Origin of the sequence: Acidihalobacter aeolianus, from assembly GCF_001753165.1 — a bacterium.
GTDB classification, from domain to species: Bacteria; Pseudomonadota; Gammaproteobacteria; order DSM-5130; family Acidihalobacteraceae; genus Acidihalobacter; species Acidihalobacter aeolianus.
This window is the reverse complement of the sequence record NZ_CP017448.1, coordinates 114623-140240: the sequence shown is the minus strand read 5'-3', so window position 1 is coordinate 140240 and position 25618 is coordinate 114623. Positions and strand designations below refer to the sequence as shown.

The following is a 25618-nucleotide window of genomic DNA, read 5'->3' as shown; positions in this document are numbered from 1 at the left end:
GCTTCACTCCTTTTGCGTTTGCGTCCGTTCGTTTTCCGTCATCATCGCCGCCACAGTCCGGTCCGCCTCGCGCGGGGAGGCCGCCAGCCGTTCGGCGAGCTTATGTCGGTCCTCCGCGGACCGGTTCTGGCTCAGCTTGAACTTGGCCTCGACGCGCTCGATGGCGATTTCGAAGCCGACGATGTAGTCGAGCTTTCCGGCCTGTGGATCGCCGCTGCCGCCCCAGCGCCAGTCTTCGCCGACATCCGCCTCGAAGGCCGCTGCCAGGCGGCCGATCAGCGCGCTTAGCGCCTCGCGGTCGGTGACCCGACGGATGCGGCCGTGCACGTGCACCGCCGCGAAGTTCCAGGTCGGCACGCCGGGCGACGCGTACCAGAGCGGCGAGACGTAGGCATCCGGTCCGCGGAACACGGCCAGCACCGCGTCGCCGTCATCGAAGGCCGTCGCATGAGGATTGGCCCGCGCGAAATGGCCGATCAGCCGGTCCCCGGGGCCGCCCATATCCTCGCGCAGCAGGGGCACGTGGCTGACGTGCGGCCCGTCCGCGCCGCTCCCGCTAACGAGCAGGGCCAGCGGATGGGCGCGCAGCAGGGCATCGATGCGCTGGGGGTCTTCCTCGCGGAAGGCGGCAGGCAGGTACATGGCGCTTCTCCTGTCGGCGCACCGGCTCATGGCCGGCGCGCCGTCTGCGTTTTCTAAGGTGCGGCGTCGCGCGCGTCCGCGTCCGTCGCCAGACTGCCGGCCGCCAGCGCGCGGTTGACCGCCGAGGTCACGGCGTCGATCGAGGCGCTGAGCACATCGTCGTGCAGCCCCACGCCGAACACCGTGCCGTCCGCCGCCGCGATCTCGACGTAGGCGACGGCACGGGCGTCAGCGCCAGGGCCGGCGCCGTGCTCGCGGTAGTCGACCAGCCGGATGGCGGCGCCGGTCGCCTGTTCGAGCACGTGCACGTAGGCGTCGACCGAGCCCTTGCCGTGGCCGGTGAGCAGGCGCTCGCGTCCGTCCACGGACAGGGTGGCGGAAAGCCTGACCGCTCCGCGATCATCCCGCTGTTCGCGGTAGCCGCGCAATTCGATCGTGCCGCCGGCGAGGTATTCGGCCTGGAACAGGCGCCACAGGTCGGCCGAGCCCAGTTCGGCGCCGCTCGCGTCGGCCTCGCGCTGCACCACCCGGGCGAACTCGATCTGCAGCCGGCGCGGCAGGCTGATGCCGTAGTCCTGCTCCAGCAGGTAGGCCACGCCGCCCTTGCCGGACTGGCTGTTGACCCGGATCACCGCCTCGTAGCTGCGCCCGAGGTCGGCCGGGTCGATGGGCAGATAGGGCACCTCCCAGGCCGCATCAGCGCGCTGCGCCGCGAAGCCCTTGCGGATGGCGTCCTGGTGCGAGCCGGAGAAGGCGGTGAACACCAGTTCGCCGGCATAGGGGTGGCGCGGGTGCACCGGAAGCTGGTTGCAGTATTCGGCCACGCGCACCAGTTCGTTGATCTCGCCCATGTCGAGACGCGGGTCGACGCCCTGGGTGTAGAGGTTGAGCGCCAGGGTGACGACGTCGACGTTGCCGGTGCGCTCGCCGTTGCCGAACAGGGTCCCCTCGACGCGCTCGGCGCCGGCGAGCATCGCCAGTTCGGCGGCGGCCACGCCGCAGCCGCGGTCGTTGTGCGGGTGCACGCTGAGCACGATGGCGTCGCGGTCGCGCACGTGGCGGCCGAACCACTCCACCTGGTCGGCGAAGCCGTTGGGCGTGGACACCTCCACGGTCGCGGGCAGGTTGATGATGGTCTTGCGCGCGGGCGTGGGTCGCCACACGGCGTTGACCGCGTCGCAGATTTCCACCGCGAAATCCAGTTCGGTCGCGGTGAAGCTTTCCGGCGAATACTGGAACACCCAGTCGGTCTCCGGCTGGGCCTCGGCGCAGACCCGCACCCGTTCGGCCCCGCGCACCGCGATGTCGATCACGCCGGCGCGGTCGAGGCCGAAGACCACGCGGCGCTGCACCGGCGAGGTGGAGTTGTAGAGGTGCACGATGGCCCGGCGCGCGCCGCGCAGGGCCTCGAAGGTGCGCTCGATGAGCGCGTCGCGCGCCTGCGTGAGCACCTGGATGGTGACGTCCTCGGGGATCCGGTCGCTCTCGATCAGCCAGCGGACGAAGTCGAAGTCGGTCTGCGAGGCGGCCGGGAAGCCGACCTCGATCTCCTTGAAGCCGCGGCGCACCAGCAGCGCGAACATGCGCGCCTTGCGGTCGTGGTTCATCGGCTCGATGAGCGCCTGGTTGCCGTCGCGCAGGTCGACGCTGCACCACACCGGCGCCTCGCGGCAGACGCGCGTGGGCCACTGTCGGTCCGGCAGGTAGACGGGCTCGAAGGGGCGGTATTTGCCCTGGGGATCGAAATTCATGGCGTACTCCTGAAACTGAGATTGAGGGGGTGAACCAGGGCTGGGGCCGGTGGCCATGCGCGCACGCGCCAGGCCGCCGACCCTATCTCAGTCGCAGAAGGGCTAGACGCAGGGCAAGCTCGGGGCTCGCCGCGCCCACGCGCGAACGCGACTGCGCGGTGCGCAGGTCGGCGTGGGCAAACAATTTGGAGGGGATGGATTTCATGGACGCATTCTGTGTGTTCGACGGCTAAAACGCGGTGGGCCGACGCTCCCTGGGGAGGCCGGCTAGCGCAGTCGCAGTGCGTCGAACGTGTGAATGCGGGTGTTCATGGCCCGATTTATAACCGCTGACCGGGCCGATGGCAACCCCGGCGGCACAGGCCGCCGGGGCCGAAGGCCTACATGTCCCAGCCGCCGTGTGGCACCCGGCGCAGATAGACGTGGTGCGCCAGACGGATCATCGGCCGCGCGAGGAACTGCGCGCTGCCGAGGATGAACAGCCAGGTGCCGATGTGGGTCAGCGAGGGGTAGAGGAAAAAAACGCTGCCGACCAGAAACCAGATGGCGATCAGGAAGTCGTTGAAAATGCTGGCGGTTTCGTAGCGCTGATGGATGACGAGCTGTTCGCGTCCGAGCGTCAGGGTGACGTCGCGGCTGTCCTGCAGGGATTCCTCGGTCGATGCCATGGCGGCCTCTCTTCGGTTTGTGCAGACCGGGCGCGGTCCGCAGCGTGGGTTGGTGTCTAGTTGGTCAAGCAAGCGGCGGACGGGTTCCCTCACGCCTCCTCGGCAAGCTGGCGCGCGAGGTCGCCGAGAATGAACACCGCCTGCTCGACGGCGCGGCCCCAGGGCAGCGCGGCGTTGAGACGAATGAAGGAGCGGTAGCGCCCGGTGGCCGAGAACATCGGTCCGGGCGCGATGCTGATTCTGCGTGCCCGCGCGCGCTCGTGCAGCGCGAGGCTGTCGATGGCGTGCGGCAGCTCGACCCACAGCACGCAGCCGCCCTGCGGTCGCGTCATGCGCGTGCCCGGCGGAAAGTATTCGGCCACCGCGTCGCTGAGACGCGCGACGTGGGTCGCGTATTCGCCGCGCACCCGGCGCAGATGGCGCTCGTAGCCGCCCTGCGCGAGCAGCTCGGCGACCGCGAGCTGCGGCAGCGTGGCGGTGGCGAGGTTGCTGACGTACTTGTAGTAGCTGACCGGCTCGCGGTAGCGACCGGGCACGATCCAGCCCACGCGCAGACCGGGCGACAGGGTCTTGGAGAAGGACGAGCAGTACAGCACGCGACCGTCGCGGTCGCCCGCGAGCACCGCCGGCGGACGCTCGTGGCCGAAGCCGAGATCGCCCCAGATATCGTCCTCGATCAGCGGCACGTCGTGCGCGCCGAGCAGTTCGAGCAGCGCGTGCTTGCGTTCGACCGGCATGCAGTAGCCGAGCGGGTTGCTGTGGTTGGCCACCAGCACGCAGGCCTTGACCGGCCAGCGTTCGAGCACCACCTGCAGCGCCTCCAGCGATATGCCGCGTTCGGGATCTGTGGGCACCTCCAGCGCCTTGAGGCCGAGCGATTCGATGACCTGCAGCAGGCCGTAGAAGGTCGGCGACTCGATCGCGACCACGTCGCCGGGCGCGGTGGTCGCGCGCAGCGCCAGGGTCAGCGCCTCCTGGCAGCCGCTGGTGACGATCACCTCGTCGGGATCGACTGCGCAGCCGGCCTCGGCCATGCGCCGGGCGATCTGCACGCGCAGTTCGGGCACGCCCGGCGGGAAGGCATAGGCCGTCGCGCGTTCGGCGTAGTGCGTCATCGTACGGCGCAGCGCGGCGCGTTCGGCCTGCACCGGCAGGAAGCCTTCGGCGGGCACCGCGGCGCCGAAGGACACGACGCCCGGTTCGTGCGTCGCCTGCACCAGGCGCAGCGCCATGGCCTGCCCGCTGACCAGGGTCGGCCGCGACTGCGGGAGCGACGGCGAGGGCGGCGACGGCAGGGCGGTGCGGGCGCGCACGAAATGGCCCGCGCGCGGCCGCGCCTCGATGCGCCCCTGGTCCTCCAGCAGCTGCTGCGCCTGCACCACCGTGCCCACGCTGACGCCGAACTGCCGGCTCAGCTTGCGCACGCCCGGCAGGCGCTCGCCGGGCGCGTACTGCATCCGCTCGATGCGTTCGGCGATCTGTGCGGCGACCCGCTGGTAGAGCACGCCCGGCACGCTCGCGCTCATGCGGCCTCCGGGGCGGTACAGAACGCCGCCCCCGCAAGGGGTACAGTTGGCGGGGCATTGAAACTGTATCGGTTCATTTTAAAAGTTTCTGAATCTGTACCATCGCAAGTATGGCCGCTACAGTGTGACGACACAAACCCGCCAGGACCCAGCCATGCGCCGTGACCTCCGACTGTTCCAGGTCGATGCCTTCGCCGACCGCCCGTTCTCCGGCAATCCAGCCGCCGTGTGCCTGCTCGACGCGCCCGCCGAGCCCGCCTGGATGCAGCAGGTCGCCGCCGAAATGAACCTCTCGGAAACCGCCTTCGTCAGCCCCGCCGAGGACGGTTTCGACCTGCGCTGGTTCACGCCCGCGGTGGAGGTGGATCTGTGCGGGCACGCCACCCTGGCGAGCGCGCATGTGCTGTTCGAGACGGAAACGCTGGCCGCGGCTACGCCGGCGCGCTTCCACACGCGCAGCGGCCTGCTGACCGTCGGCTGCCGCGACGAGGGTTACGAAATGGACTTTCCGGCCGATCCCCCGGCGCCCTGCACAGCCCCCGCCGGACTCGCGGCGGCACTGGGCGCCGAGCCGGTCGCGGTGCTGCAGGGACGGGTCGACCTCGTGGTGCGCCTCGCCGACGCCGCGAGCGTGCGCGGGCTGACCCCGGACTTCGCCGCGCTGCGCCGGATCAAGGCACGCGGCATCATCGTGACCGCGGCGGGCGACAAGCCCGACCGCGACTTCGTCTCGCGCTTCTTCGGCCCGCAGGTCGGGATCGACGAAGACCCGGTCACCGGCTCGGCGCACTGCACGCTCGCCCCCTACTGGGCCGCCGAACTCGACCGCGACCGGTTGAACGCCTACCAGGTCTCGGCACGCGGCGGCCGGCTTTCGCTGGCACTGGACGGTGACCGCGTGCGCATCGGCGGGCGCGCGGTGACGGTGTTCACGGGGGTGCTGCATGCCTGAGCAAAGCGTTGCGCGCTGCTGGTTCAACGGCCGCCTGGTCGATCCCGCCGCGCCGCAGATCTCGGTCTACGACCACGGCCTGCTCTATGGCGACGGCGTGTTCGAGGGCATCCGCTTCTACGCCCGCCGTCCGTTCCGCCTGCAGGCGCACCTCGACCGACTGCTGCGTTCGGTACGCGCCATCGCCCTGGAACTGCCCTACGACGCCGAGGCGCTGACGGCGGCGGTGCACGAGACCATCGCCGCCTGCCCGCTCGATGACGGCTATCTGCGTCTCGTGGCGACGCGCGGCATCGGCACCCTCGGCATCGATCCGCGCAGCTGCGCTCGGCCCAGCGTGTTCGTCGTCGCCGACCGCATCGTGCTCGCCGCCGAATCCAGCCGCACCCGCGGCCTGCGCGTGGCCATCGCGGCCACCCGGCGCCTGCCGGCGGACGGCCTCGATCCGCGCATCAAGAGCCTCAACTACCTCAACCACATCCTCGCGCGGATGGAGGCGAGCCGTGCCGGCGCCGACGAGGCGCTGCTGCTCAACGCCCAGGGCCGGGTGACCGAAGGCAGTGGCGACAACGTGTTCGTGGTGCGCGGCGGCGAACTGCTCACCCCACCCGGTATCGACGGCGCGCTGGAGGGCGTCACCCGGGCGGTCGTGCTGGAACTGGCCGCCGCGCTCGGCCGGCCGGCGCGCGAGGCCTCGCTCGCGCCCTACGAACTGCACACGGCCGAGGAGTGCTTCCTCACCGGCACCGCCGCCGAACTGCTGCCGGTGCGCGAGATCGACGGCCGCGCGTTGCCGTCCTGCCCCGGCCCGGTCACGCGCGCGATCCAGGACGCCTACCTCGCCCTGATCGCACGCGAATGCGGAGCGGCACCGGGCGCGGCGTGATTCTCGACCTGCTGCCCTTCGCAGGATTGCTGGCGGTGCTCGCCAGCCGCCGTGCTGGGATCTGGGCCGCGGCGCTCGCCGGCGCCGTCCTCAGTCTGCCGGCTGCACTGCAGGGGGCGCCGGACGTCCACGCCGCGTTCACCGGGATCGGCGTTTCCGTCCTGCATGGACTGTGGGTGAGCTGGCTGGCCATCTCGGTGATCCTCGCAGGCTTGCTGTTCCATCAGGTCGTCGAGCACGCGCGCGCTCGATCAGAGCCCGCGGACCCAACGCCGGGAAGCTTGTCACCCACGGCGCGCTACCGGATGCTGTTCGCACTGTGTTTCCTGCTCGGCCCGTTTTTCGAAGCGGCCACCGGGTTCGGGATCGGGCTGGTCGTGACCTTGCCGCTGATGTTGCGCCTGGGCATTGCGCCAACTACGGCTGCCGTGCTCGCGCTGTACAGCCAGATGCTGGTGCCCTGGGGCGGCATGGCGGTTGGCACCACCGTCGGCGCGGCCCTGGCCGGCATCGATCTGCGCGCGCTTGGCATGGCCAGCGCCGCCCTGACAGCGTTGCTGCTCGCCGGCTATCTCGCCCTGTTCTGGCATCTGGCCGCCGCCGAGGGTCTGCGTCCGAACCCGCGCCAGCGACTGGACGATCTCTGCTGGGCTGGTCTCCTCGCGGGATTGCTGATCCTCGGCAATGCCGTGATCGCGGTACCCGTCGCCGGACTGTTTGCGACCGGCGTCCTGCTCATCGCACGCCACTGGCGCGACCATCGGCCCACGACGGCCGAGTGGCTCGGCGCCGCGCGCGGCGGCGTCCTATCTCCTGCTCGTGATGCTGCTGCTGTTCACCCACGCGCTGCCGCCGCTGCGACGCATGCTGGAGCATCTGTGGGTCTGGCAGCCGGCTGCGGGCTGGCCCGCCTTTCCGCCGTTCTACGAAGTGCCATTCTGGCTTTGCGCGGCGGCTCTCGCATACGGCCTCACGCGGCCGGCCGGCACGCTTGCCTGGGGGGCGCTGCTGCGGCAAGGCGCGCGCATGGGCTGGCCGGCGGTGCGTACCACCGTGCTGTTCGTGGTGATGGCACAGCTGATGAGCGACGCCGGCATCCCCACCCGGCTCGCTGCCGGCTGGCAAGCCGCGGCCGGCTCTTTAGCGCTTTATGCCTCGCCGCTGCTCGGTGGCCTTGCCGGACTGCTAACGGCAAGCAACACGGCCTCCAATGCCTTGATGATGCCCTTGCAGGCGGCGATGGCGGGCACACACACATCGCTGCTGCCCTGGCTTGCCGCGGTACAGAACGTGGCCGGCAGCGCGCTGACCGCACTCTCGCCGATCCGCATCGAAATGGCCGTCGCGCTCGCCGGGCTGGCCGGCGGCATGGGGCGCGTCTACGCCCGCGCCTGGCCTTACGGCGCGCTGCCGCTGGCCCTGCTCACCGCGGCGCTGGCCGCCCTTCGCCTGGGCTGAGCCTCAGTCGCCGTCCTCCGGCGGCACGTATTCGTCGTATTCGTCGTATTTGCGCGACTGTCCGCGCACGCGCTCGACGGGATACTTGGCGCGGTTGAGTTCGAGCTTGCGCAGCGCGGCGGCGCGCAGGTCGACGTCCAGGCGGTCGGCGAGGCGGATCAGGTAGAGCAGCACGTCGGCCATCTCGTGCTCGATTTCGCGTCGCCGCTTGGCATCCGGCGCGGCGCTTTCCTCGGGTGTCAGCCACTGGAAGCATTCGAGCAGTTCGGCCGCTTCCACCGACAGGGCCATGGCGAGGTTCTTCGGCGAGTGGAAGCGTTCCCATTCGCGCTCCTGCGCGAAGCGCTCCAGGGCCTCGCGCAGCGTTTCCAGGGTATCGGTGGTCGACATGGGCCTCTCGCGGATTCGATGACGCCCCGATTCTAACCCCGGCGGGATGCGCCCTGTCTTCAGCGCGCGAGCAGCTTGAAATCGAGCACCGCGAAGCCGTCCACGGCGATGTGCACGGTCAGTAGGATCGCGACGACGTACAGCAGCGCGAAGCCCATGCCCACGGCAAGCCCGCGCAGGGTGTACGGCGGGGCACCGGAAACGTCGGCCAGACGTCGACCGCGTGCGGCGAGCCAGAGCACCCCGAGATAGCTCAGGATGACCCAGGCGACGGGTATTGCGATGGCCAGCATCTCGATCGGCATGGAACCCTGGTAGGGCTCGATCAGGCGATCCTCGAATGCGGTCAGGCCGAAGACGGAGGTGACGCCGTGCTGGATCACGTACCAAGGAAATTCCGCCGCCACATAGACGCCGGCCAGCGCCTGTGGCCAGTCCGCCAAACTATGCAGGGGCCAGTGCAGCATCCAGTGCATCGCCAGGGTTGCCACCACATCCACCGTCAGCAGCGCAAACAGCATGGCGATGCACAGCCGCGTAAGGGCCTGAGGCAGCTGCGCCGGCAGCGGTGCGGATACGCTTGCCCCGCTCATTGCATGGGCTCCCGCAGGCTGGTATCGCCGGCTTCCGCGCGGGGCGTTTCCGCCGGCAGGAACATGCCGCGAATCACACCCTGACCGGCGGCCTCATGAATCACCGCGAAGGCGACGTGGCCGATCCAATACGCCCAGGCCATCACCGAGATGGCGTTGTGCACCACCGACTCGACCGAATAGATGAAGAAGGTCGGCGCAAAGCCGAAGCTGAACGGAATGGTCACTCCAGGCCGCAGCAGGATGTTGAGCACGCCGGTCAGGGCCATGCCGATCATGATCAACACCCCGAGACCGTGCACGAACCCAGGCAGTCCCGCCGCCGCACCGGCTGGCGGCAGCCGACCGCGCAGCAACGCCCGGGTTTCCGACCAGACGGGAGCCATGCCCCCGCGATGCAGCCAGGGGAACAGCCGCTCACGCACTCTGGTATCGCGCCGCACTCGATGCAGGTATGCACCGAGCACGACCGCACACAGGATGCCGCCGATCTGGTGGGCATCGAATACGCCGACGGAGGAGGGCGCGGGAAATGCGGAATTTGTGGATACGTCCGACATCAGCGTGCTGCTGAACAGCTCGAAGCTGATCGCAAACGAGAGCAGCCAATGGTAGATCTTGGATGCACCGTCCCATGAATTCATATTTCTCACCTCGGTCCGACTTGCACAAACACATCGGGAAGGGAGCAATTTGCGCGCCAGACGATTTGGCCGCATAAATTCAATGGGTATTTAAATAATACGCGGGATTTTCTGCTGCAATTCGAAGCACGGATGGCGCAAATTCAGGCAATCCGCCGCTCTCGACGGATTGCCTGCGCGACGCTGACCAATATTAATTAATTTGTATTTCTTATCGCAAGATGTTGCCGAGAAAATTCAGCGCCCGCTGTTCTGGCGCTCGATCATCCACGCCGGATACTGCGCCAGCGGCGCGGTCGTCGCCGATAGTCGAGCGATCTGTTCTTCGGTCAGCGACACGGCCGGCGCGCCGAGATTGTCCTCGAGCTGAGCCATGTTTTTCGCACCGATGATGACCGAGCTGACCCCGGGTCGCGTGAGCAGCCAGGCCAGCGCCACCTGCGGAACGCTGGCCCCGGTTTCGCCGGCAACCGCCTCCAGCGCGTCGATGGCGTCGTAGACCCGTGCATCCACCGGCGGAAAATCGAAACCGCTGCGGCGCGCGCCTTCCGGCCCGCTGTGATCGCGACGGAACTTGCCGGTGAGGTAGCCGCCCGCCAGGGGCGACCAGGGCATGATGCCGAGGCCGGCCTCGACGCAGTAGGGCTGCAGTTCGTGTTCGAGATCGCGCCCGGCCAGCGCGTAATAGGCCTGCAGCGAGGCGAAGCGCTCCCAACCCTTGGCGTCGGCCAGGGTGACCGCCTGCGCCAGATGGCGCACGGACCAGTTGGAGGCGCCGATGTAGCGCACCTTGCCCTGGCGCACGAGGTCATCCAGCGTGCGCAGGGCTTCCTCCAGCGGCGTGCGGATATCCCAGCCGTGCACCTGATACAGATCGATGTAATCGGTACCCAAGCGGCGCAGGCTGGCCTCGCAGGCGGTCATGATGTGCTTGCGCGACAGGCCCACGTTGTTCGGATCGCCGCTGCCCTCGCTGGCGGCGCGGCTCATCGGGCTGCGTACCTTGGTCGCGATGACGGCCTGATCGCGCGTGAGCGGGGCCTGCTTGAGCGCCTTGCCGAGAATTTCTTCCGATTCGCCGTAGGAATACACATCCGCCGTGTCGAAGAAATTGACGCCCGATTCGATGGCGCGCGAGACCAGCGCGTCGGCATCGTTCTGGCCGACGACGGCGATCGACAGGAAATTGGAGCCGAAGGTCATGGCCCCCAGGCACAACTCCGAAACCTTGAGGCCGGTACGTCCCAATTGACGGTAATTCATGGCACCTCCTGAATAACGAAATGCGTTGAACCAACGGTCACGGCGAACGCTGAGCAGATAAGTAGCGAGGTAAATCGTGAATGGATCTGGAGAGACAAACTGCGAATATCGCAGCGCGGTGCAAAACTAGCGCTTGAACGCGATGGGTGCAAGGCCGCTCGGCCGATGGGAAAGCGAAATATCCGAAGGGCAAGATATTTATCCTGCATATGCTATATAAATTGTCAGGACCAATACTTACTAAACCAGTCAACAATTAATAAGGAATGCGAATCAAATTCCCAGAACTGGTGATAGCGACAGCACGCATCCACCGCGCTGCTCACAGCGTTGCAGCCTTCCTCCCCAACGATGGATGACATGCGGGATCAGGTGTCAAGTGCGATGGATATGCAGGCCGCGCTGACCGCGCATAGCGACGAGGCCGCCTTCCTGGTCGACGCCACCGACCCACTTCAGCCGATCATCGCCTGCAATCCCGCCTTGAGCCGCCTCTACGGCTACCCCCAGGACAAGTTGCGCGGGAACAGTTGGACGCATCTGCACTCCGGCCCTGAGGACGACACAGACCACGTCGAGTCGCTTGACCGTGGTCGTGAGGCGATTCGCGACGGCACAGCCTGCGTCTTGACCTTGCTGAGCTACCGCCAGGACGGCCAAGTCCTGCATACACGCGTACGCTTCGTCTCTCTGGAATACGCGCGCACCGATAATTCATCCCATCCACGGTTGATGGGCGTCATCGAAACCGACATCACCGAACTGCAACGCCTGAATCGCATGGTCACCGACCAGCAGCGGCTGTTGACTGCGCGTTCGGCCATATTGCGGGTTTTCGCCGAGCAACCCGAGCCGGATACCCTCTACCGGCACGCGTGCGTTGCACTGATGCAGAACCTCCCTGAACTGCGTGCCTGGGTAGCGCTACCCGGACAGACTGACGCCCCGCCGATATTAATGGGGTTAACGTCAGAGCCTGGCGACGCCGAACCTCCCCCTATCACGGACAACGAAGCCGCCATCGCACGCACCGTGGCAGAAAGCCTTGCAAGCGGCAGGATATGCGGCATCGAGGAACTGAGTGCCGACGAGGCAACGCCGGATGAATGCCTCTGGGCCGAACGCACCGGAGTCCGCTCCATGCTGGCCCTGCCCTTGGGCCACGGTGGACGACGTACCGCGGCCCTGATCCTGTTTGCCCCCAAATCCAGTGGCTTCGGTTCGGAAACTCTTATCTGTTACCAGGAAATCGTCGACACGATCAACCTCGGGTTCGTAGCACTCGAACGCGAACGCGAATTGCGTCTGACCCGCGACTTTTATGCCGCCGTCTCGGAGATCAACCGACTCATCACGCGCCGGCCGGATCCGGACACTCTGTTCGAGGGGCTCTGCACCTTGATCCTCGATCATGCCAGCATGGATGCAATCTGGGTTGGCCTGCTGCAACCCGATCTGCGTATCCGTGTGGTTGCCTGCGCCACAGCGCCGGACCTCGAATTCGATCCCTATGCCCTCGACTTGTCTGCAGCGGCAGGCCAGCCCAGCGGCCACGGACCAGCCGGGCGAGCCATCCGTACCGGGCGCATGCAGGTGGTCAAGGACCTTACGCACGACGAACACTTTTCGCATTGGCGTTCCATTCACTCGCGTAGCGAACTGCGTGCCGTTGCTGCCTTTCCATTCAAGCGCGGCGGCGAAATTGTCGGCGTGGTCAGCGTCAGCTCACGACAACCCGATCTATTCAGCGCGCCCCTGGTCGACCTGATGCAGCGCCTTGCCCACAACATCACCTTCGGTCTCGACGATTACGACCGCGGGCGAAACCTAGAATATCTCGCCCTGCACGATCCGATGACGGGGTTGCACAACCGCTCCGTTTTTCAGGATCGTCTGCACCAGATGCTCCACGAGGTCACGCGCCAGCCCGATCTGCATGCCGTCGCACTGCTAGATCTGGACGATTTTAAAAGCGTCAATGATCATTTTGGACATGGTGCCGGAGACCATCTGCTCACGGTCATCGCTCAAAGACTGCGCCCCATCCTGCGCGCAGGAGACACGCTCGCACGTTTGGGAGGAGACGAATTCGGCTTGCTGCTGCCGGGCGTTCAGGACGTGCACATGCTGCGCGGGATACTCGACCGCATGCTCAACGCAGTGAAGCAGCCGGTCGAACTCCCCGACGGCAGTCAGCAGGGCATCGGTGCCAGCATCGGAGTCTCCACTGCCTCGTCCGAGCTCACCACGGAGGATCTGCTCAAACGCGCCGACTACGCCCTCTACCGCGTCAAAAGCCGGGGTGGACACGGTTATGCCTTCTTCGATACCGGGCTGGAAGCCGAAATCCATGCGCGTAATCACGTACGCAACAACTTCACCAATGCCCTGCATGCGGGCCAGATCGTGCTCTACTACCAGCCGCAAATCGACCTGCTGAATGACCGCGTACTCGGCGCCGAGGTCCTGGTGCGCTGGCAGGACGGCGACCGGGTACTGCCTCCCGACCAGTTCATCGGCGAGGTTGAATCCGATACCGAACTCAGTCGGGCTCTCGGCCTCAACATCCTGCTGCGCGCGGCCGACCAACTCGACACGTGGTCACGGCAGGGGCTGAATTACGATCTCAACGTGAATATCGGACTCAAGCACCTTGCTGGCGGCCATTTCACCGAAGACATAGACGAAGTCATCGCGCGTTACCCGCGGGCCGCCGGACATCTGGGCATCGAAATCACCGAACGCGAAGCCCTGGGCAACCCAGAGCGTGTAGGCCGGCATCTCGAATGGGCAGCCCGACGCGGCGTGCGCGCGCATCTCGACGATTTCGGCACTGCCTACGCCACCCTGGAATGGCTGCAGGCCCTGCCCATTGCGGGCATCAAGCTCGATGTCAGGTTCGTGCGCGGCATCCTGGAAAACCCCCATAACCTCGGGATTGCCGCGTCGATGAGCGTGCTGGCCATGCTCGATGACCTGCATCTGGTCGCCGAGGGCATCGAAAACCGCGCCGAAAGAGATATGCTGCTCGATCTCGGCATCCGCTACGGACAGGGCTACTACTTCAGCCCGGCCCTGCCCATCGACGAATTCGATGCATGGACGGCCGCCCACGAACCCGGCACCGATATCGCCGCGAGCCCCGCCTTCGATGACCTGCTTGGGCTGCAGGTGATGGTGGCCCAGGTCGCCGCGGTCGTGCATCTCTTCGAGCTGGCACTCGAACTGCAACCAGCGCCGCCCGTACTGCTGCATCTGCTAAACCCCGGCAAGCTCCCCCTCATCCGCTGGCTTGGCCGGCAAATGCCCAGCGGCATGAATCTGGCGGCCTATGACGACATTCGCGCCGCCCTGGAACGATTGCTAGCCCATGCCGCCGAATCCCTGCAAACCTGGCAGCACGACCCTGCCGGCCTGGGTACAGACCGGATCGACGAGCTACAGGATCTCCTTGGCGAGCTGCACCACCAGGCACGCCGCTGCACGCAGGCCTGAACGCCGTAAACGAAGAAGCCCCGGCACAGGGCCGGGGCTTCTTCGTTACTGCTGATTTGGTCGGAGTGAAAGGATTCGAACCTTCGACCCCTGCCTCCCGAAGGCAGTGCTCTACCAAGCTGAGCTACACTCCGAATCTAAATTTTACCGCCCGACGCTCAGGATTGCCGCTCCACGGCCACGCGTGTCAGCGAGACCAGCGCTTCCTTGTACGGGGAATCCGGCAGGACATCGAGCTGTGAGGCGGCAAGCTGCGCTTCGCGCCGCGCAACCGACTCAGTGTACGCAATAGAGCCGGTCGATTCAATGGCATCAAGCACCTCGTCCAGCCGATTCAGACCGCCCTGTTCGATCGCCTTGCGGATGACATCACGCTGCGCTTCGTTGCCGCTGCGCATCGCGTAGATCAGTGGCAGGGTCGGCTTGCCCTCGGCCAGATCGTCGCCCACGTTCTTGCCCATCTGCTCGGCCGAGGCGCGATAGTCTAGGACGTCGTCGATGAGCTGGAATGCGGTGCCCGCGTGCATCCCGTAGGCAGCCAGTGCCTGTTCCTCGGCCTCGGGGCGCCCGGCCAGAACCGCGCCGATCTGCGTCGCAGCCTCGAACAGCTTGGCGGTCTTGGAGTGGATGACCTCCATGTAGCTCGCCTCGGTGGTGTCCGGGTCGTTGCAGTTGAGCAATTGCAGCACTTCGCCTTCGGCAATGGTGTTGGTTGCCTGGGCGAGAATATCCAGAATTCGCATGCTGCCGAGGTCGACCATCATCTGGAAGGCACGAGTATAGAGAAAATCGCCGACCAGCACGGCGGCCTCGTTGCCCCAGATGGCATTGGCGGTTTCGCGGTTGCGGCGCAGCTGCGAATCGTCGACGACGTCGTCGTGCAGCAGCGTGGCCGTGTGGATCAACTCGATGATGGCTGCCAGGCCGATATGCCCCGTATCGGCGTAGCCGCAGGCCTTGGCACTGAGCAGAGCCAACAGGGGGCGCAGGCGCTTACCGCCGCTATCGACGATGTAGCTGCCCAACTGGTTGATCAGGATCACATCGGAGCGCAGATGGCGAATGATGTGCTCGTCCACGGCCCGCATCTCGGCCTCGACCAGCAAACGAATTGCGCTCAGCTCCATAGATTTAAAGTACGGCCTTGCTCGTGTTATGGAAATAAGTCGAAGTTTAATATTGGCGCGGTCCGCGCATGCTAGGGAGGGGTGGCCAGGGTGTCAAGCGTACCGCGGAGTCGGTCACGCTTGCGGGCATTGACCCTGATGTGCGTGGCGAGCTAGAATCCCGCCTCTTTTTTGGCAGCAGTTGCGGAGATTCCATCATGTACGCGGTGATCGCTACGGGCGGCAAGCAATACCGAGTCGCGGAAGGCGACGTGATTCAGGTCGAACGCCTGGCCGTGGATGTCGGCGGCGAAGTTGAGTTCGACAAGGTGCTGATGGTCGGCGCCGGCGAGAACGTCACCGTGGGCAAGCCCTACATCGATGGCGGCAAGGTCGCTGCCACGGTGCGCAAGCACGGCCGCGGCGAAAAGATCGAAATCGTGAAAATGCGTCGACGCAAGCACCATCGCAAGCAGATGGGGCATCGTCAGGACTACACCGAAGTTCAGATCGGCGCCATCCAGGGCTGAGCGGCGAAACGCGAGAGGTAATCGGAAATGGCACATAAAAAGGCAGGCGGCAGCACGCGTAACGGCCGCGATTCGGAATCGAAACGCCTGGGCGTCAAGCGCTTTGGCGGCCAGGTTGTCAGCGCCGGCAGCATCATCGTCCGTCAGCGCGGCACCCAGTTTCACCCCGGCCTCAACGTCGGCCTGGGACGTGACCATACGTTGTTCTCCAAGATCGACGGTCAGGTCAGCTTCGTGGTGAAGGGCCCCAATAATCGCAAGTACGTCAACGTACTGCCCGTCTGACCCCGCTTCCGCGGGCAGACACCCCGGCGAAAGCCCCGCCCCGGCGGGGCTTTCGCGTATCCGCTTGCCGTCAGGCTTGCGCACGCCCCCGCGGCGACCGATGCTAACGCCATGAAGTTCGTAGACGAAGCCCGTATCAAGGTTCAGGCCGGTGACGGCGGCAATGGCTGCGTCTCGTTCCGGCGCGAAAAATACATCCCCTTCGGCGGTCCCAACGGCGGCGACGGCGGCGACGGCGGTAGCGTCTATCTGGTCGCCGACAGCGGACTGAACACGCTCAGCGACTTCCGCTACAGGCGTTTCTTCCATGCCGAACGCGGCCAGAACGGCATGGGCCGCGACATGACCGGGCGCGCCGGTGCCGATCTGGACATCCCCGTACCCGTGGGTACCGTGGTGCGCGATGCCGATACCGGCGAGACCATCGGCGATCTGGTGCAGCCGGGGCAGCGCCTCAAGGTGGCCCAGGGCGGCTTCCGCGGGCTCGGCAACGCGCATTTCAAAAGCTCGACCAACCGCGCACCGCGACAATCCACGCCCGGCAGCCCAGGCGACCTGCGCAACCTTGAGCTCGAGCTCAAGCTGCTCGCCGACGTGGGGCTGCTCGGCCTGCCCAATGCGGGCAAATCGACCCTGATCAGCCAGCTTTCGCACGCACGCCCGAAGATCGCGGACTATCCGTTCACCACGCTACACCCCAACCTCGGCGTGGTCGGCGTCGGCTCGCTGGAAAGCTTCGTCATGGCCGACATTCCCGGGCTCATCGAGGGTGCAGCCGAGGGTGCCGGACTGGGCCATCGCTTCCTCAAGCACTTGCAGCGTACGCGTCTGCTGCTGCATCTGGTCGACATCGCCCCACTCGACGCGCACGATCCGGCCGAGGATGCGCGCACCGTATTGGCCGAGCTGGACAAGTTCAGCCACGATCTGGCCACGCGCCCGCGCTGGCTGGTCTGCAACAAGTCCGATGCCCTCCCGCCAGGCGAGGCGGAAACCCGCTGCGCCGCACTGGCCGAGTCGCTCGGCTGGGAGGGACCGCGCTTCTGCATTTCCGCCGCCACCGGCGCCGGCACTGCGGAGCTATCACGCGCGGTGATGGACCACATCAAGACGATGCGCGCGGAAAATCCCGCGTCGCCGTCCGACACCCAGGACGACGACGATGAATAAGCGCGAGCCGACGCAGGGTCGACGCTGGGTGGTGAAAATCGGCAGTTCGCTGCTGACCGCAGACGGCCGCGGCCTGGATCACACCGCGCTGGCCGGCTGGGCCGGACAGATCGCGCGCCTGCGTGCCGCCGGTAAGCAGATCGTGCTGGTCTCTTCCGGCGCGGTGGCCGAGGGCATGAACCGGCTTGGCTGGAAGACACGCCCCAGCGCGCTGCACCAACTCCAGGCCGCCGCCGCGGTCGGCCAGATGGGCCTGATCCAGGCCTACCAGGATGAATTCGCGCGCCAGGAACTGCTGGCCGCCCAGGTGCTGCTCACCCACGACGACCTGGCCGACCGGCACCGCTACCTCAATGCGCGCAGCACCTTGCGCGCATTGCTCGAACTCGACGCCATCCCGGTGGTGAACGAGAACGACACCGTCGCCTCTGACGAGATTCGCTTCGGCGACAACGACACGCTCGGCGCACTGGTGGCGAATCTGGTCGAGGCCGACCTGTTGGTGATCCTGACCGACCAGAGCGGCCTGTTCGACCGCGATCCGCGCCAGCATGCCGATGCCGTGCTAATCGCCGAGGGGCAGGCCAGCGATGTCCGCCTGCAGGGCTATGCGGCCTCCGGCGTCGGTGCACTCGGACGCGGAGGCATGGCCACCAAGGTTGCGGCAGCGCGACGGGCTGCACGCTCGGGGGCCGCCACGGTGATCTGCGCCGGACGCGAACCGGACTGCCTGCTGCGTCTGGCCGAGGGCGAGCGCCTGGGCACCCTGCTGCGGCCCGACCGCGAGCCGCTGGTCGCACGCAAACAGTGGATCGCGAGCCAGCTCAAGCTACGCGGAGAGATCTGGGTCGACGCCGGCGCGGAACACGCGCTGCACACATCGGGACGCAGCCTGCTGCCGGTCGGCGTCACCGAGGTGCGCGGCGAATTCGCGCGCGGCGAGGTGGTTTCCGTGCGCAACCCGGAAGGCCGCGAGATCGCCCGCGGCCTGGTCAACTACGCGGCGGAAGAGACCCGCCGCATCATGCGCCTGCCCAGCGAGTCGATCGAACGTGTGCTCGGCTACGTCGACGAGCCCGAGCTGATCCACCGCGACAATCTCGTCCTGATATAGGCCGCGGACAAACGCAAAGAGGCCCTGCAGGATTCCCTGCAGGGCCTCTTTGCTGCTTCGCCGACGGCAAGCGCCGGCGAGGCGCGATCACATCTCGCGGATGCGGGCGTTCAGGCGGCTCTTGTGGCGCGCAGCCTTGTTGCGATGGATCAGTCCCTTGTTCACGGAACTGTCGACCACCGGCATGGCGGAGCGGTAGGCCTGCTCGGCGGCGCTCTTGTCGCCGGAGTGGATGGCCTTGATGACCTTCTTCACGGCGGTGCGCATGCGCGAGGTGAGCATGACGTTGTGCTCGCGGCGGACCACGGCCTGACGGGCGCGTTTCTTGGCAGAGGCGATGTTGGCCAAGGGAAACTCCTAAGCTGAATTCTGGGTGAAGCGAAAGGTCGCGTATTTTGCTCGGGAGCGGGCTCCCTGTCAATGCTCCAGCGGCGGCGGATGCCGATATCGTCAGCGGCGGCACTTGCGCGCCGGGGTTGCGCTGCCTATCGTGTCGCCCTGCGCGGACCGCGCCACCATCCAGAGCATCGAGGACACGCCCCTGAGCCGCAAGCTGTTCCGCTCAACCGCCGTCGTCAGCGGCATGACGCTGGTCTCACGGATCTTCGGTTATCTGCGCGACATGGTGCTTGCGGTCTATTTCGGCGCCAACGGCGCGACCGACGCCTTCTTCGTCGCCTTCCGCATCCCCAACTTCCTGCGCCGACTGTTCGCCGAGGGTGCCTTCTCGCAGGCCTTCGTGCCGGTGTTCACCGAGTACAAGGAACGCCAGTCGCCAGAGGAGCTGCGCGAACTGCTAGCCAGCACCGCGGGTACCCTGAGCGGCGTGCTGTTCGTGGTCACCGCGCTCGGCGTCGTCGCGGCACCCGTGCTGATCTTCGTGTTCGCGCCGGGCTTCACCACGGACCCGGCGCGCTATGCGCTGGCCAGCGAGATGCTGCGCATCACCTTCCCGTATCTGCTGTTCATCGCCCTGACCGCGCTGGCCGGGGGCGTGCTCAACAGCTTCGGCCGCTTCGCGGTGCCCGCGGTGACCCCGGTGCTGCTCAACCTCTCGCTGATCGGCGCCACCCTGTGGCTGTCGCCGCACCTGCACGAACCGGTGGTCGCGCTGGCCATCGGCGTGCTGATCGCGGGCGTGCTGCAGCTGCTCTTCCAGTTGCCGTTCCTGCTGCGTCTCGGCCTGCTACCGCGCCCCCGGCTTGCCTGGGCGCACGAGGGCGTGCGTCGGATCATGCGCCTGATGGTGCCGGCGCTGTTCGGATCTTCGGTGGTGCAGGTCAACCTGCTGTTCGACACCCTGGTGGCCTCGTTCCTGGCCGCCGGCAGCATCTCGTGGCTGTATTACTCGGATCGATTCGTCGAGCTGCCGCTGGCGCTGTTCGGCATCGCGCTCGGCACCGTGATCCTGCCGCAACTCTCGCAGCACAAGGCGCAGGGCGCGGCCGCCGATTTCGAGGCGACCCTGGAATGGGCGATCCGCATCGCGCTGGTCGTCGCCGTGCCCGCCGCGCTGGGGCTCGCCCTGCTGTCCGGCCCGATTCTCTCCGCCTTGATCGAATACCGCGCCTTCAATGCCGAGGACGCGCGCATGGCCTCGATGAGCCTTGCCGCCTTCGCCAGCGGCCTGCCGGCGTTCATGCTCATCAAGGTGCTCGCTCCCGGCTTCTATTCCCGTCAGGACACGCGCACACCGGTGCGCATCGGCATCGTCGCGATGCTGGTCAACATGGCGCTGACCGCGCTGATCGTCACGCCCTGGTATCTGCTCAAACTGCCGGGACCGCACGCCGGGCTGGCGCTGTCCACCTCGCTGGCCGCCTATCTCAACGCCGGATTGCTATACCGCCGGCTGCGCCACGACGGCGTGTATGCCACCCCGCGCTGGGGCGGCTACGGCTGGCGCGCGCTGGTCTCCGGTGCCGCCATGGCTGGCTGCCTGTACTGGCTGACGCCGCCGGCCACGGCCTGGACGGGGTGGGATGCGCTGCATCGCGCGCTGCATCTCGGCGGATTGGTCGGCGCCGGCGCGCTGGCCTATGCGATACCGCTGTGGCTGCTCGGCGTGCGCCCGCGCGCGCTGCTCGGACGCCCCCGCGGCTGAACCGGTTCAGCCCAGACCGTAACGACGCAGCTTGCGGTACAGGGTCCGTTCGCTGACGCCGAGCGCCTCGGCCACCCGCCGGCGGTGCCCGCCGTGCTCGGCAAGCAGTTCCTCGATGTAGCGGCTCTCGACCCGGCGCAGCGATGGCGCCCCGCCCGGCTCGACCGCATGCGCGCGACGCTTCGCCGGGCCACCAGGACACAGGTCGAGCTGGCGTACGTCGATCACGCCGTCCGACGACAACGCGACGGCCCGTTGCAGCACGTTCTTGAGTTCGCGGATGTTGCCGGGAAAGTCGTATTCCATCAGGCAGTCCACCGCCTCGCGGGTCATGTAGCAGGGGCGCCCGTGTTCACGGCACAGTTGGTTGAGCAGGGCATCGGCCAGCGCGGGGATGTCCTCGCGCCGCTCGCGCAGCGGCGGTAAGCCGACCACGATGCAGGCCAGCCGGTAATAGAGATCCCCGCGGAAGGTCCCGTCGTTCACACTACGCCGGAGGTCGCGGTTGGTGGCAGCGACCACGCGCACGTCCGCGCGTAGCTGGCTGCGCCCGCCGACGCGGCGGAATTCACCGGATTCGAGCACGCGCAGCAGCTTGGCCTGCAGCTCCAGCGGCAGCTCGCCGACCTCATCAAGAAACAACGTGCCCTTGTCGGCCTGCTCGAACAAGCCGGGGCGCCGCCCGACGCTACCGGTGTAGGCGCCGCGCTCGTGGCCGAACAGCTCGGCCTCGAACAGGTTCGCGTTGAGCGTGGTGCAGTCCACGGTAATCATGGGCCCGTCGGTGCGCGGACTGCGGTGATGGATGAACTGTGCGGCGAGCTCCTTGCCGACGCCGCTCTCGCCCTGCAGCAACACGCTGGCCTGGCTGGCGGCCGCCTGGCCGAGTTGCTGCAGCATGCGCAGATAGCGTGGGGAGAACCCGATCATGCGTCGCTCGCAGCCGCGCGGTTCCGGCGTGGTCAGACGTTCGATGGATTCTCCCAGCCACAGCCGCCCGGCCGGACCGCGAATCGCGTGGCCGCGGATGCGTACCCGTTCGGCCTGGCCGCGGCCGTCGTAATGGGTGTGCAGCACCTCGTGCATTTCGCCGGTGGCGAACACCTGGCGGTGCGGACAGTCCTCGCCGTTGAGGTGACACGGCTGGTCGAGCCGATGCGACACCTCGTAGCAGCGCCGCCCAACCAACCCGGCATGCTCGTCGAGTCCGTAGGCACGCCGATACGCGCGATTGGCGGCGACCAGGCGGTAGTCGTCATCGATCAGCACGAAGGGGTATTCGTGCGCATCGATCAAGGATTGGGTCAGGGCCTCGCCATCGTCCTGCGCTGGGGACCCGGCATTGCGTTGCGCTCGCATCGGTGTTGACATGTCACACCCGTCAGTTTCGTCATGTCAAAAGTGACAGCAATAGGTCAAAGCATACGCGCAAACCCAGGCAGCGTCAGCCTTGCCGGGCTGGCACAAGTCTTGAGTAGAAAGGTTCGACAATTCGTACAAGCAGGGAGTCGACACAATGGAAAGGATTTGCATCCTCGTCACCTCGTCCGCCCGCGAAAAACTGCAGATGGCCGGCATGCTCGCTTCGGTCGGAGCGGTCAGCGGCAGCGACGTGCTGGTGTTTCTGTCGATGAACGCGCTGGCGCCGTTCCTCAAGGACGGCGCAGACGCGATCACCGACGAAGGCCCGTTCGGCCAGTTGCTGCTGGACAAGAAGGCCCCGCCCTTCCTGCAGCTTTTCGAGCAGGCCGTGGAACTTGGCGATGCCAAAGTCCATCCATGTTCCATGGCGATGGATGTCATGGGCGTGGGACGCGACGACCTGCTGCCGTTCCTCGGTGCACCGCTCGGGCTGACCAAGTTCCTGAGCGAGGCACAGGGCGCACAGACCTGGAGTTTCTAAATCCACACCGCACGGAGAGCCGGCAATGTCAGAACGACAAACGATCGACGCCCGCGGCAGTTTCTGCCCGGGTCCCCTAATGGAACTCATCGCACGCATCAAACAGGCGGAGGTAGGCGACGAACTCGAGGTGCTGTCCACCGACGAGGGTTCCGCCAACGACATCCCGGAGTGGGTGAAGAAGGTGGGGCACGAGATGGTTGAAAGCTTCCAGAACGGCGACGTCTGGCACGTCGTCGTCCGCAAGTCGAAGTAGAACCGGCGCCCCGCAGCGCGGGAGCGCGACAACAGCGACAACGCAAAGCCAAAGGAGAAGGCCATGAAGATACTGATCGTCGGCGGCGGGATGGGCGGCACCATCCTCGCCAACAACCTCGCACATCGCCTCAAGCACGAGCTCAAGCAGGGCAAGGCGCAGATCACCATGCTGTCGGCCAGCGACCGGCACATGTATCAGCCCGGACTGCTCTACGTCAGTATCGGCCGCATGGCCACCGACGCGCTCTACCGCGAACAGACCTCGTTGCTGGAGCCGGAGATCGAGTTCCACGTCGACCCTGTGACCACCTTCACGCTCGACCAGAACCAGGTCACCACGCAGAGCGGCAAGACCTACGGCTACGACATGCTGGTCATCGCCACCGGCTCGCGCGCCATGCCCGAGACCATCCCGGGGCTGGCCGAGAACTCAGTCAACTGCTACACCGAGGCCAACGCGATCGAGATGTGGCGTCAGGTGCGCGAGTTCCAGGGCGGCACCGTGACCATCGCCGTCGGCGTACCGCACAAGTGCCCGATGATCCCGCTGGAAGTCACCTTCGTGCTGCACGACTACTTCAAGGAGCGCGGCATCCTCGACAAGGTCAAGTTCCAGTACACCTATCCGATCGGCCGCATCCATTCGCTGGCGCCCGTCGGCGAATGGGCCAAGGGCGAGTTCGACCGCCTGGGCATCCAGTACGAGACCCTGTTCAACATGAAGGAGGTCGACGGCGCCAACAAGGTGGTGCACAGCGAGGAGGGCACCCAGAGCCACTACGACCTGCTGGTCGCGGTGCCGCCGCACAAGGGCATGGCGGTGATCGAGGAGAACGGCCTCGGCCAGAGCGGCTGGATTCCCACCGACCGCCACAGCCTGAAGATGGAAGGGCGCGACAACGTCTACGTGCTCGGCGACACCACCAACCTGCCGATCTCCAAGGCCGGCTCCACCGCCCACTTCGAGGCCGAAGCGCTGGCCGAGAACCTGGCCGCCATCGTCAAGCTAGGCGAGCCGGTGCGCGACTACGACGGCAAGGTGTTCTGCTTCATCGAGGCCGGCAGCGACCGCGCCACCTACGCCATGTTCAACTACAACCAGCCGCCCGCGCCGAAGCCGCCGAACCGCGCCGTGCACTGGTTCAAGATGGCCTATAACCAGCTCTACTGGGCCTCCGCCCGCGGCCTGCTGTGAGGAGATCACCATGACCGAAACCGCAGACAAGACCGCGGACACGCGGACACGCATCGATGCGCTGGTCGGCGAACTGGTCGACAACGGCGATCTCGACAGCCTGGTGCATCTGGCGCGCCTCGTCGGGGCGGCGCAGGATGCGCTCACCGACGACATGGTGGGCCGCCTGGCCGGCATCGCCGGCGACGGCCTCGACATGCTCGACCGGGTCAACCGCAGCGGCGTGATCCGCGCCCTGCCGGCGATCGCCGCGATGGTCGACAATGGCGACCTGGAGCGCATCACCCATCTCGCCCGCCTGCTCGGCTCGGCCGAGGACGCGCTGACCGACGACATGATCGGACGGCTGGCGGGGCTGGCCGCCGACGGCCTAGCGCTCGCCGACCGCGTCACACGCTCGCCGGCCGTGCCGCACCTGCTCGCCCTGCTCGAACGCGACGGGGTGCTGGATACCCTCGCCACGCTGCTCGAAGGGCTCGGCGCAGCCCGCGCCGAACTGCGCTCGGCACCGCCTTCGAGCGGCGGCCTGGGAGAGATGCTGCGCGTCGCCCGCGACCCGCAGACCCTCGACGCCCTGCGTCTGATGACCGGCCTGGCGTCCCAGCTCAGGAAGTGACCCTGCTCCCGGCGTGCGGCAGCCGTCGCACGCCGGACATCCGATTGCGGCGAAACCCTTAAAGTCCCCGCTCCGGCCTGCGTATAATCGGGCATTTACCCTACCCGGAGACGCGCGCCTGTCATGGAGCTCATACGCGGTGCCCACAATCTGCGTGCGCAGCATCGCGGCTGCGTGGCCACCATCGGCAACTTCGACGGGGTGCACCTGGGACATCAGGCCATCCTCGAACAGCTGCGCCGCGAGGCCGACGCGCGGGGCCTGCCCAGCGCCGTCATCACCTTCGAGCCGCTGCCGCACGAGTTCTTCCGCGGCACGCACGCCCCCGCGCGCCTGACCGGGCTGCGCGAACGCCTGCGCGAATTCGCCCGCCACGGCGTCGACCGCGTCCTGCTGCTGCGCTTCGACCGCAAGCTCGCGGGCCTCGAAGCGAACCACTTCGTCGAACGCGTGGTGGTAGACGGTCTCGGCGTGCGCGCGATGATCGTCGGCGACGACTTCCGCTTCGGTCGCGACCGCGCCGGTGACTTCGCCACCCTGCGCGCCGCCGGCGAGGCACATGTCTTCGAGGTCATCAAGCACGAGACCTTCGAACAGGACGGCGCTCGGGTGAGCAGCACGCGTATCCGCCAGGCCCTCGCCGAAGGCGATCTAGAAGCCGCCCATAGACTGCTCGGCCGTCCCTATGCCTTCAGCGGGCGCGTGCGCAGCGGCGCCGCGCGCGGACGCAGCATCGGCTTTCCCACCGCCAACATCGCGCTGCCCCGGAACAGCACCCCGCTGCGCGGCGTCTACGCCGTCAGTGTCACCTCCGACGCCGGCCTGAACGCCAACGGGGTCGCCAACATCGGCACCCGACCGACGGTGGACGGGCAGCACCTGCTGCTGGAAGTCCATGTACTGTCCTTCAGCGGCGACCTCTACCGCCAGCACCTGTGCGTGACCCTACGTCACAAGCTGCGCGACGAAAAACGCTTCGAATCGCTCGATGCCCTGATGCACCAGATTCGCCACGACGCCAGCCTCGCCGAGGCCCTGCTGGCCCAAGACACCTGACCACTTCCGAACC

At 66.7% G+C, this 25618-nt stretch carries 27 protein-coding genes and 1 tRNA gene; 14 read left to right on the top strand and 14 right to left on the bottom strand.

Translation table 11 applies throughout. The annotated features are described in order from the left end of the window. Positions 1–3: 3 nt before the first annotated feature. From BJI67_RS00680 to BJI67_RS00665, 4 genes are all read right to left on the bottom strand, one after another. Complete coding sequence (locus BJI67_RS00680) at positions 4–672, bottom strand: FMN-binding negative transcriptional regulator (RefSeq protein ID WP_083250508.1); 669 nt, start codon at positions 670–672, stop codon at positions 4–6. Between the two features lie 23 nt (positions 673–695). Beyond that, positions 696–2393, bottom strand: a complete 1698-nt coding sequence (leuA, locus tag BJI67_RS00675) for a 2-isopropylmalate synthase (protein WP_070071370.1) — start codon at positions 2391–2393, stop codon at positions 696–698. Between the two features lie 380 nt (positions 2394–2773). Further along, positions 2774–3061 (bottom strand): YrhK family protein, encoded by a 288-nt coding sequence (locus tag BJI67_RS00670; RefSeq protein ID WP_038087947.1) that lies wholly within the window; start codon positions 3059–3061, stop codon positions 2774–2776. Positions 3062–3150: 89 nt separating this feature from the next. Beyond that, positions 3151–4587, bottom strand: a complete 1437-nt coding sequence (locus BJI67_RS00665; protein ID WP_070071369.1) for an aminotransferase-like domain-containing protein — start codon at positions 4585–4587, stop codon at positions 3151–3153. Between the two features lie 154 nt (positions 4588–4741). On the opposite strand from BJI67_RS00665, the gene BJI67_RS00660 reads away from it, so the two are divergent. Continuing rightward, positions 4742–5539 (top strand): PhzF family phenazine biosynthesis protein, encoded by a 798-nt coding sequence (locus BJI67_RS00660; RefSeq protein WP_070071368.1) that lies wholly within the window; start codon positions 4742–4744, stop codon positions 5537–5539. Continuing rightward, entirely contained in the window at positions 5532–6425 is an 894-nt protein-coding gene (ilvE, locus tag BJI67_RS00655; RefSeq protein WP_070071367.1) for a branched-chain-amino-acid transaminase, read from the top strand. The genes BJI67_RS00660 and ilvE overlap by 8 nt, the downstream gene beginning before the upstream one ends. Here the strand turns inward: ilvE and BJI67_RS17885 are convergent. Then, a complete protein-coding gene (locus tag BJI67_RS17885; RefSeq protein WP_231940877.1) occupies positions 6374–6649 on the bottom strand; it encodes a hypothetical protein in 276 nt (91 codons plus the stop codon). The genes ilvE and BJI67_RS17885 overlap by 52 nt on opposite strands. 60 nt (positions 6650–6709) lie before the next feature. Next, positions 6710–7186 (bottom strand): hypothetical protein, encoded by a 477-nt coding sequence (locus BJI67_RS17880; RefSeq protein WP_231940876.1) that lies wholly within the window; start codon positions 7184–7186, stop codon positions 6710–6712. Positions 7187–7247: 61 nt separating this feature from the next. Here BJI67_RS17880 and BJI67_RS00645 point away from each other — a divergent pair, with 61 nt between their 5' ends. Further along, positions 7248–7883 (top strand): L-lactate permease, encoded by a 636-nt coding sequence (locus tag BJI67_RS00645; RefSeq protein ID WP_070071365.1) that lies wholly within the window; start codon positions 7248–7250, stop codon positions 7881–7883. 3 nt (positions 7884–7886) lie between these two features. Here BJI67_RS00645 and BJI67_RS00640 read toward each other — a convergent pair whose 3' ends face one another. The 4 genes from BJI67_RS00640 to BJI67_RS00625 all read right to left on the bottom strand — a co-directional run bounded on the left by BJI67_RS00640 (position 7887) and on the right by BJI67_RS00625 (position 10773). Then, positions 7887–8273, bottom strand: coding sequence for a nucleotide pyrophosphohydrolase (locus BJI67_RS00640; protein ID WP_070071364.1), 387 nt, complete (start codon positions 8271–8273; stop codon positions 7887–7889). 59 nt (positions 8274–8332) lie between these two features. Then, entirely contained in the window at positions 8333–8866 is a 534-nt protein-coding gene (locus BJI67_RS00635) for a hypothetical protein (RefSeq protein ID WP_070071363.1), read from the bottom strand. Beyond that, positions 8863–9510: a cytochrome b/b6 domain-containing protein gene (locus tag BJI67_RS00630; RefSeq protein ID WP_070071362.1), complete on the bottom strand. Its 648-nt coding sequence runs from the start codon at positions 9508–9510 to the stop codon at positions 8863–8865. Before BJI67_RS00630 ends, BJI67_RS00635 begins: the two co-directional genes overlap by 4 nt. Before the next feature lie 237 nt (positions 9511–9747). Beyond that, a complete protein-coding gene (locus BJI67_RS00625) occupies positions 9748–10773 on the bottom strand; it encodes an aldo/keto reductase (protein WP_070071361.1) in 1026 nt (341 codons plus the stop codon). A gap of 384 nt (positions 10774–11157) precedes the next feature. On the opposite strand from BJI67_RS00625, the gene BJI67_RS00620 reads away from it, so the two are divergent. Further along, complete coding sequence (locus BJI67_RS00620; protein WP_070071360.1) at positions 11158–14268, top strand: EAL domain-containing protein; 3111 nt, start codon at positions 11158–11160, stop codon at positions 14266–14268. Between the two features lie 57 nt (positions 14269–14325). Here the strand turns inward: BJI67_RS00620 and BJI67_RS00615 are convergent. Both BJI67_RS00615 and ispB read right to left on the bottom strand, forming a co-directional pair. Then, positions 14326–14402, bottom strand: a tRNA-Pro gene (locus BJI67_RS00615). A 24-nt stretch (positions 14403–14426) separates the two neighbouring features. Beyond that, positions 14427–15395, bottom strand: a complete 969-nt coding sequence (ispB, locus tag BJI67_RS00610) for an octaprenyl diphosphate synthase (protein WP_070071359.1) — start codon at positions 15393–15395, stop codon at positions 14427–14429. A gap of 197 nt (positions 15396–15592) precedes the next feature. Here ispB and rplU point away from each other — a divergent pair, with 197 nt between their 5' ends. The 4 genes from rplU (at position 15593) to proB (ending at position 18473) form a co-directional block, all read left to right on the top strand. After that, positions 15593–15904: a 50S ribosomal protein L21 gene (rplU, locus tag BJI67_RS00605; RefSeq protein WP_070071358.1), complete on the top strand. Its 312-nt coding sequence runs from the start codon at positions 15593–15595 to the stop codon at positions 15902–15904. Between the two features lie 27 nt (positions 15905–15931). Continuing rightward, positions 15932–16189: a 50S ribosomal protein L27 gene (rpmA, locus tag BJI67_RS00600; RefSeq protein ID WP_070071357.1), complete on the top strand. Its 258-nt coding sequence runs from the start codon at positions 15932–15934 to the stop codon at positions 16187–16189. A gap of 111 nt (positions 16190–16300) precedes the next feature. Further along, positions 16301–17359, top strand: a complete 1059-nt coding sequence (cgtA, locus tag BJI67_RS00595; protein WP_070071356.1) for an Obg family GTPase CgtA — start codon at positions 16301–16303, stop codon at positions 17357–17359. Beyond that, positions 17352–18473, top strand: a complete 1122-nt coding sequence (gene proB / locus BJI67_RS00590) for a glutamate 5-kinase (protein WP_070071355.1) — start codon at positions 17352–17354, stop codon at positions 18471–18473. Before cgtA ends, proB begins: the two co-directional genes overlap by 8 nt. Positions 18474–18560: 87 nt before the next feature. On the opposite strand, the gene rpsT is transcribed toward proB, so the two are convergent. Continuing rightward, on the bottom strand, positions 18561–18821 hold the full coding sequence (gene rpsT, locus BJI67_RS00585) for a 30S ribosomal protein S20 (protein ID WP_070071354.1): 261 nt from the start codon (positions 18819–18821) through the stop codon (positions 18561–18563). A 193-nt stretch (positions 18822–19014) separates the two neighbouring features. Here rpsT and murJ point away from each other — a divergent pair, with 193 nt between their 5' ends. Continuing rightward, positions 19015–20577 carry a murein biosynthesis integral membrane protein MurJ gene (gene murJ, locus BJI67_RS00580; protein ID WP_269449631.1) on the top strand — a complete coding sequence of 521 codons (1563 nt, stop codon included), beginning with the start codon at positions 19015–19017 and terminating at the stop codon, positions 20575–20577. Between the two features lie 6 nt (positions 20578–20583). Here the strand turns inward: murJ and BJI67_RS00575 are convergent, their stop codons facing one another. Then, a complete protein-coding gene (locus BJI67_RS00575; RefSeq protein ID WP_197513202.1) occupies positions 20584–21948 on the bottom strand; it encodes a sigma-54 interaction domain-containing protein in 1365 nt (454 codons plus the stop codon). 145 nt (positions 21949–22093) lie between these two features. Here BJI67_RS00575 and BJI67_RS00570 point away from each other — a divergent pair, with 145 nt between their 5' ends. The 5 genes from BJI67_RS00570 (at position 22094) to ribF (ending at position 25605) form a co-directional block, all read left to right on the top strand. After that, on the top strand, positions 22094–22480 hold the full coding sequence (locus tag BJI67_RS00570) for a DsrE/DsrF/DrsH-like family protein (RefSeq protein WP_070071352.1): 387 nt from the start codon (positions 22094–22096) through the stop codon (positions 22478–22480). A 25-nt stretch (positions 22481–22505) separates the two neighbouring features. After that, positions 22506–22736 (top strand): sulfurtransferase TusA family protein, encoded by a 231-nt coding sequence (locus BJI67_RS00565; protein ID WP_070071351.1) that lies wholly within the window; start codon positions 22506–22508, stop codon positions 22734–22736. A 63-nt stretch (positions 22737–22799) separates the two neighbouring features. Next, on the top strand, positions 22800–23933 hold the full coding sequence (locus tag BJI67_RS00560) for an NAD(P)/FAD-dependent oxidoreductase (protein ID WP_070071350.1): 1134 nt from the start codon (positions 22800–22802) through the stop codon (positions 23931–23933). 10 nt (positions 23934–23943) lie between these two features. Next, positions 23944–24549: a hypothetical protein gene (locus BJI67_RS00555; RefSeq protein WP_070071349.1), complete on the top strand. Its 606-nt coding sequence runs from the start codon at positions 23944–23946 to the stop codon at positions 24547–24549. Between the two features lie 123 nt (positions 24550–24672). Continuing rightward, the gene (gene ribF / locus BJI67_RS00550) at positions 24673–25605 is read left to right on the top strand and encodes a bifunctional riboflavin kinase/FAD synthetase (RefSeq protein WP_070071348.1); all 933 of its coding nucleotides are present in this window, start codon (positions 24673–24675) and stop codon (positions 25603–25605) included. Positions 25606–25618 lie beyond the last annotated feature (13 nt).

Excerpts from the sequence above, each read along its gene's own strand:
- BJI67_RS00670 (WP_038087947.1), bottom strand. The coding sequence starts at position 3,061 with ATGGCATCGACCGAGGAATCCCTGCAGGACAGCCGCGACGTCACCCTG.
- leuA (WP_070071370.1), bottom strand. The coding sequence starts at position 2,393 with ATGAATTTCGATCCCCAGGGCAAATACCGCCCCTTCGAGCCCGTCTAC.
- BJI67_RS00645 (WP_070071365.1), top strand. The coding sequence starts at position 7,248 with ATGCTGCTGCTGTTCACCCACGCGCTGCCGCCGCTGCGACGCATGCTG.
- rplU (WP_070071358.1), top strand. The coding sequence starts at position 15,593 with ATGTACGCGGTGATCGCTACGGGCGGCAAGCAATACCGAGTCGCGGAA.
- BJI67_RS00565 (WP_070071351.1), top strand. The coding sequence starts at position 22,506 with ATGTCAGAACGACAAACGATCGACGCCCGCGGCAGTTTCTGCCCGGGT.
- BJI67_RS00555 (WP_070071349.1), top strand. The coding sequence starts at position 23,944 with ATGACCGAAACCGCAGACAAGACCGCGGACACGCGGACACGCATCGAT.
- ribF (WP_070071348.1), top strand. The coding sequence starts at position 24,673 with ATGGAGCTCATACGCGGTGCCCACAATCTGCGTGCGCAGCATCGCGGC.
- BJI67_RS00575 (WP_197513202.1), bottom strand. The coding sequence starts at position 21,948 with ATGTCAACACCGATGCGAGCGCAACGCAATGCCGGGTCCCCAGCGCAG.
- BJI67_RS00640 (WP_070071364.1), bottom strand. The coding sequence starts at position 8,273 with ATGTCGACCACCGATACCCTGGAAACGCTGCGCGAGGCCCTGGAGCGC.
- BJI67_RS00570 (WP_070071352.1), top strand. The coding sequence starts at position 22,094 with ATGGAAAGGATTTGCATCCTCGTCACCTCGTCCGCCCGCGAAAAACTG.
- BJI67_RS17880 (WP_231940876.1), bottom strand. The coding sequence starts at position 7,186 with ATGGTCGCGCCAGTGGCGTGCGATGAGCAGGACGCCGGTCGCAAACAG.
- BJI67_RS00635 (WP_070071363.1), bottom strand. The coding sequence starts at position 8,866 with ATGAGCGGGGCAAGCGTATCCGCACCGCTGCCGGCGCAGCTGCCTCAG.
- BJI67_RS00620 (WP_070071360.1), top strand. The coding sequence starts at position 11,158 with ATGGATATGCAGGCCGCGCTGACCGCGCATAGCGACGAGGCCGCCTTC.
- BJI67_RS00660 (WP_070071368.1), top strand. The coding sequence starts at position 4,742 with ATGCGCCGTGACCTCCGACTGTTCCAGGTCGATGCCTTCGCCGACCGC.
- proB (WP_070071355.1), top strand. The coding sequence starts at position 17,352 with ATGAATAAGCGCGAGCCGACGCAGGGTCGACGCTGGGTGGTGAAAATC.
- cgtA (WP_070071356.1), top strand. The coding sequence starts at position 16,301 with ATGAAGTTCGTAGACGAAGCCCGTATCAAGGTTCAGGCCGGTGACGGC.
- ilvE (WP_070071367.1), top strand. The coding sequence starts at position 5,532 with ATGCCTGAGCAAAGCGTTGCGCGCTGCTGGTTCAACGGCCGCCTGGTC.
- ispB (WP_070071359.1), bottom strand. The coding sequence starts at position 15,395 with ATGGAGCTGAGCGCAATTCGTTTGCTGGTCGAGGCCGAGATGCGGGCC.
- BJI67_RS00560 (WP_070071350.1), top strand. The coding sequence starts at position 22,800 with ATGAAGATACTGATCGTCGGCGGCGGGATGGGCGGCACCATCCTCGCC.
- BJI67_RS00665 (WP_070071369.1), bottom strand. The coding sequence starts at position 4,587 with ATGAGCGCGAGCGTGCCGGGCGTGCTCTACCAGCGGGTCGCCGCACAG.
- BJI67_RS00680 (WP_083250508.1), bottom strand. The coding sequence starts at position 672 with ATGAGCCGGTGCGCCGACAGGAGAAGCGCCATGTACCTGCCTGCCGCC.
- rpmA (WP_070071357.1), top strand. The coding sequence starts at position 15,932 with ATGGCACATAAAAAGGCAGGCGGCAGCACGCGTAACGGCCGCGATTCG.
- BJI67_RS00625 (WP_070071361.1), bottom strand. The coding sequence starts at position 10,773 with ATGAATTACCGTCAATTGGGACGTACCGGCCTCAAGGTTTCGGAGTTG.
- BJI67_RS17885 (WP_231940877.1), bottom strand. The coding sequence starts at position 6,649 with ATGGAACAGCAAGCCTGCGAGGATCACCGAGATGGCCAGCCAGCTCAC.
- BJI67_RS00630 (WP_070071362.1), bottom strand. The coding sequence starts at position 9,510 with ATGAATTCATGGGACGGTGCATCCAAGATCTACCATTGGCTGCTCTCG.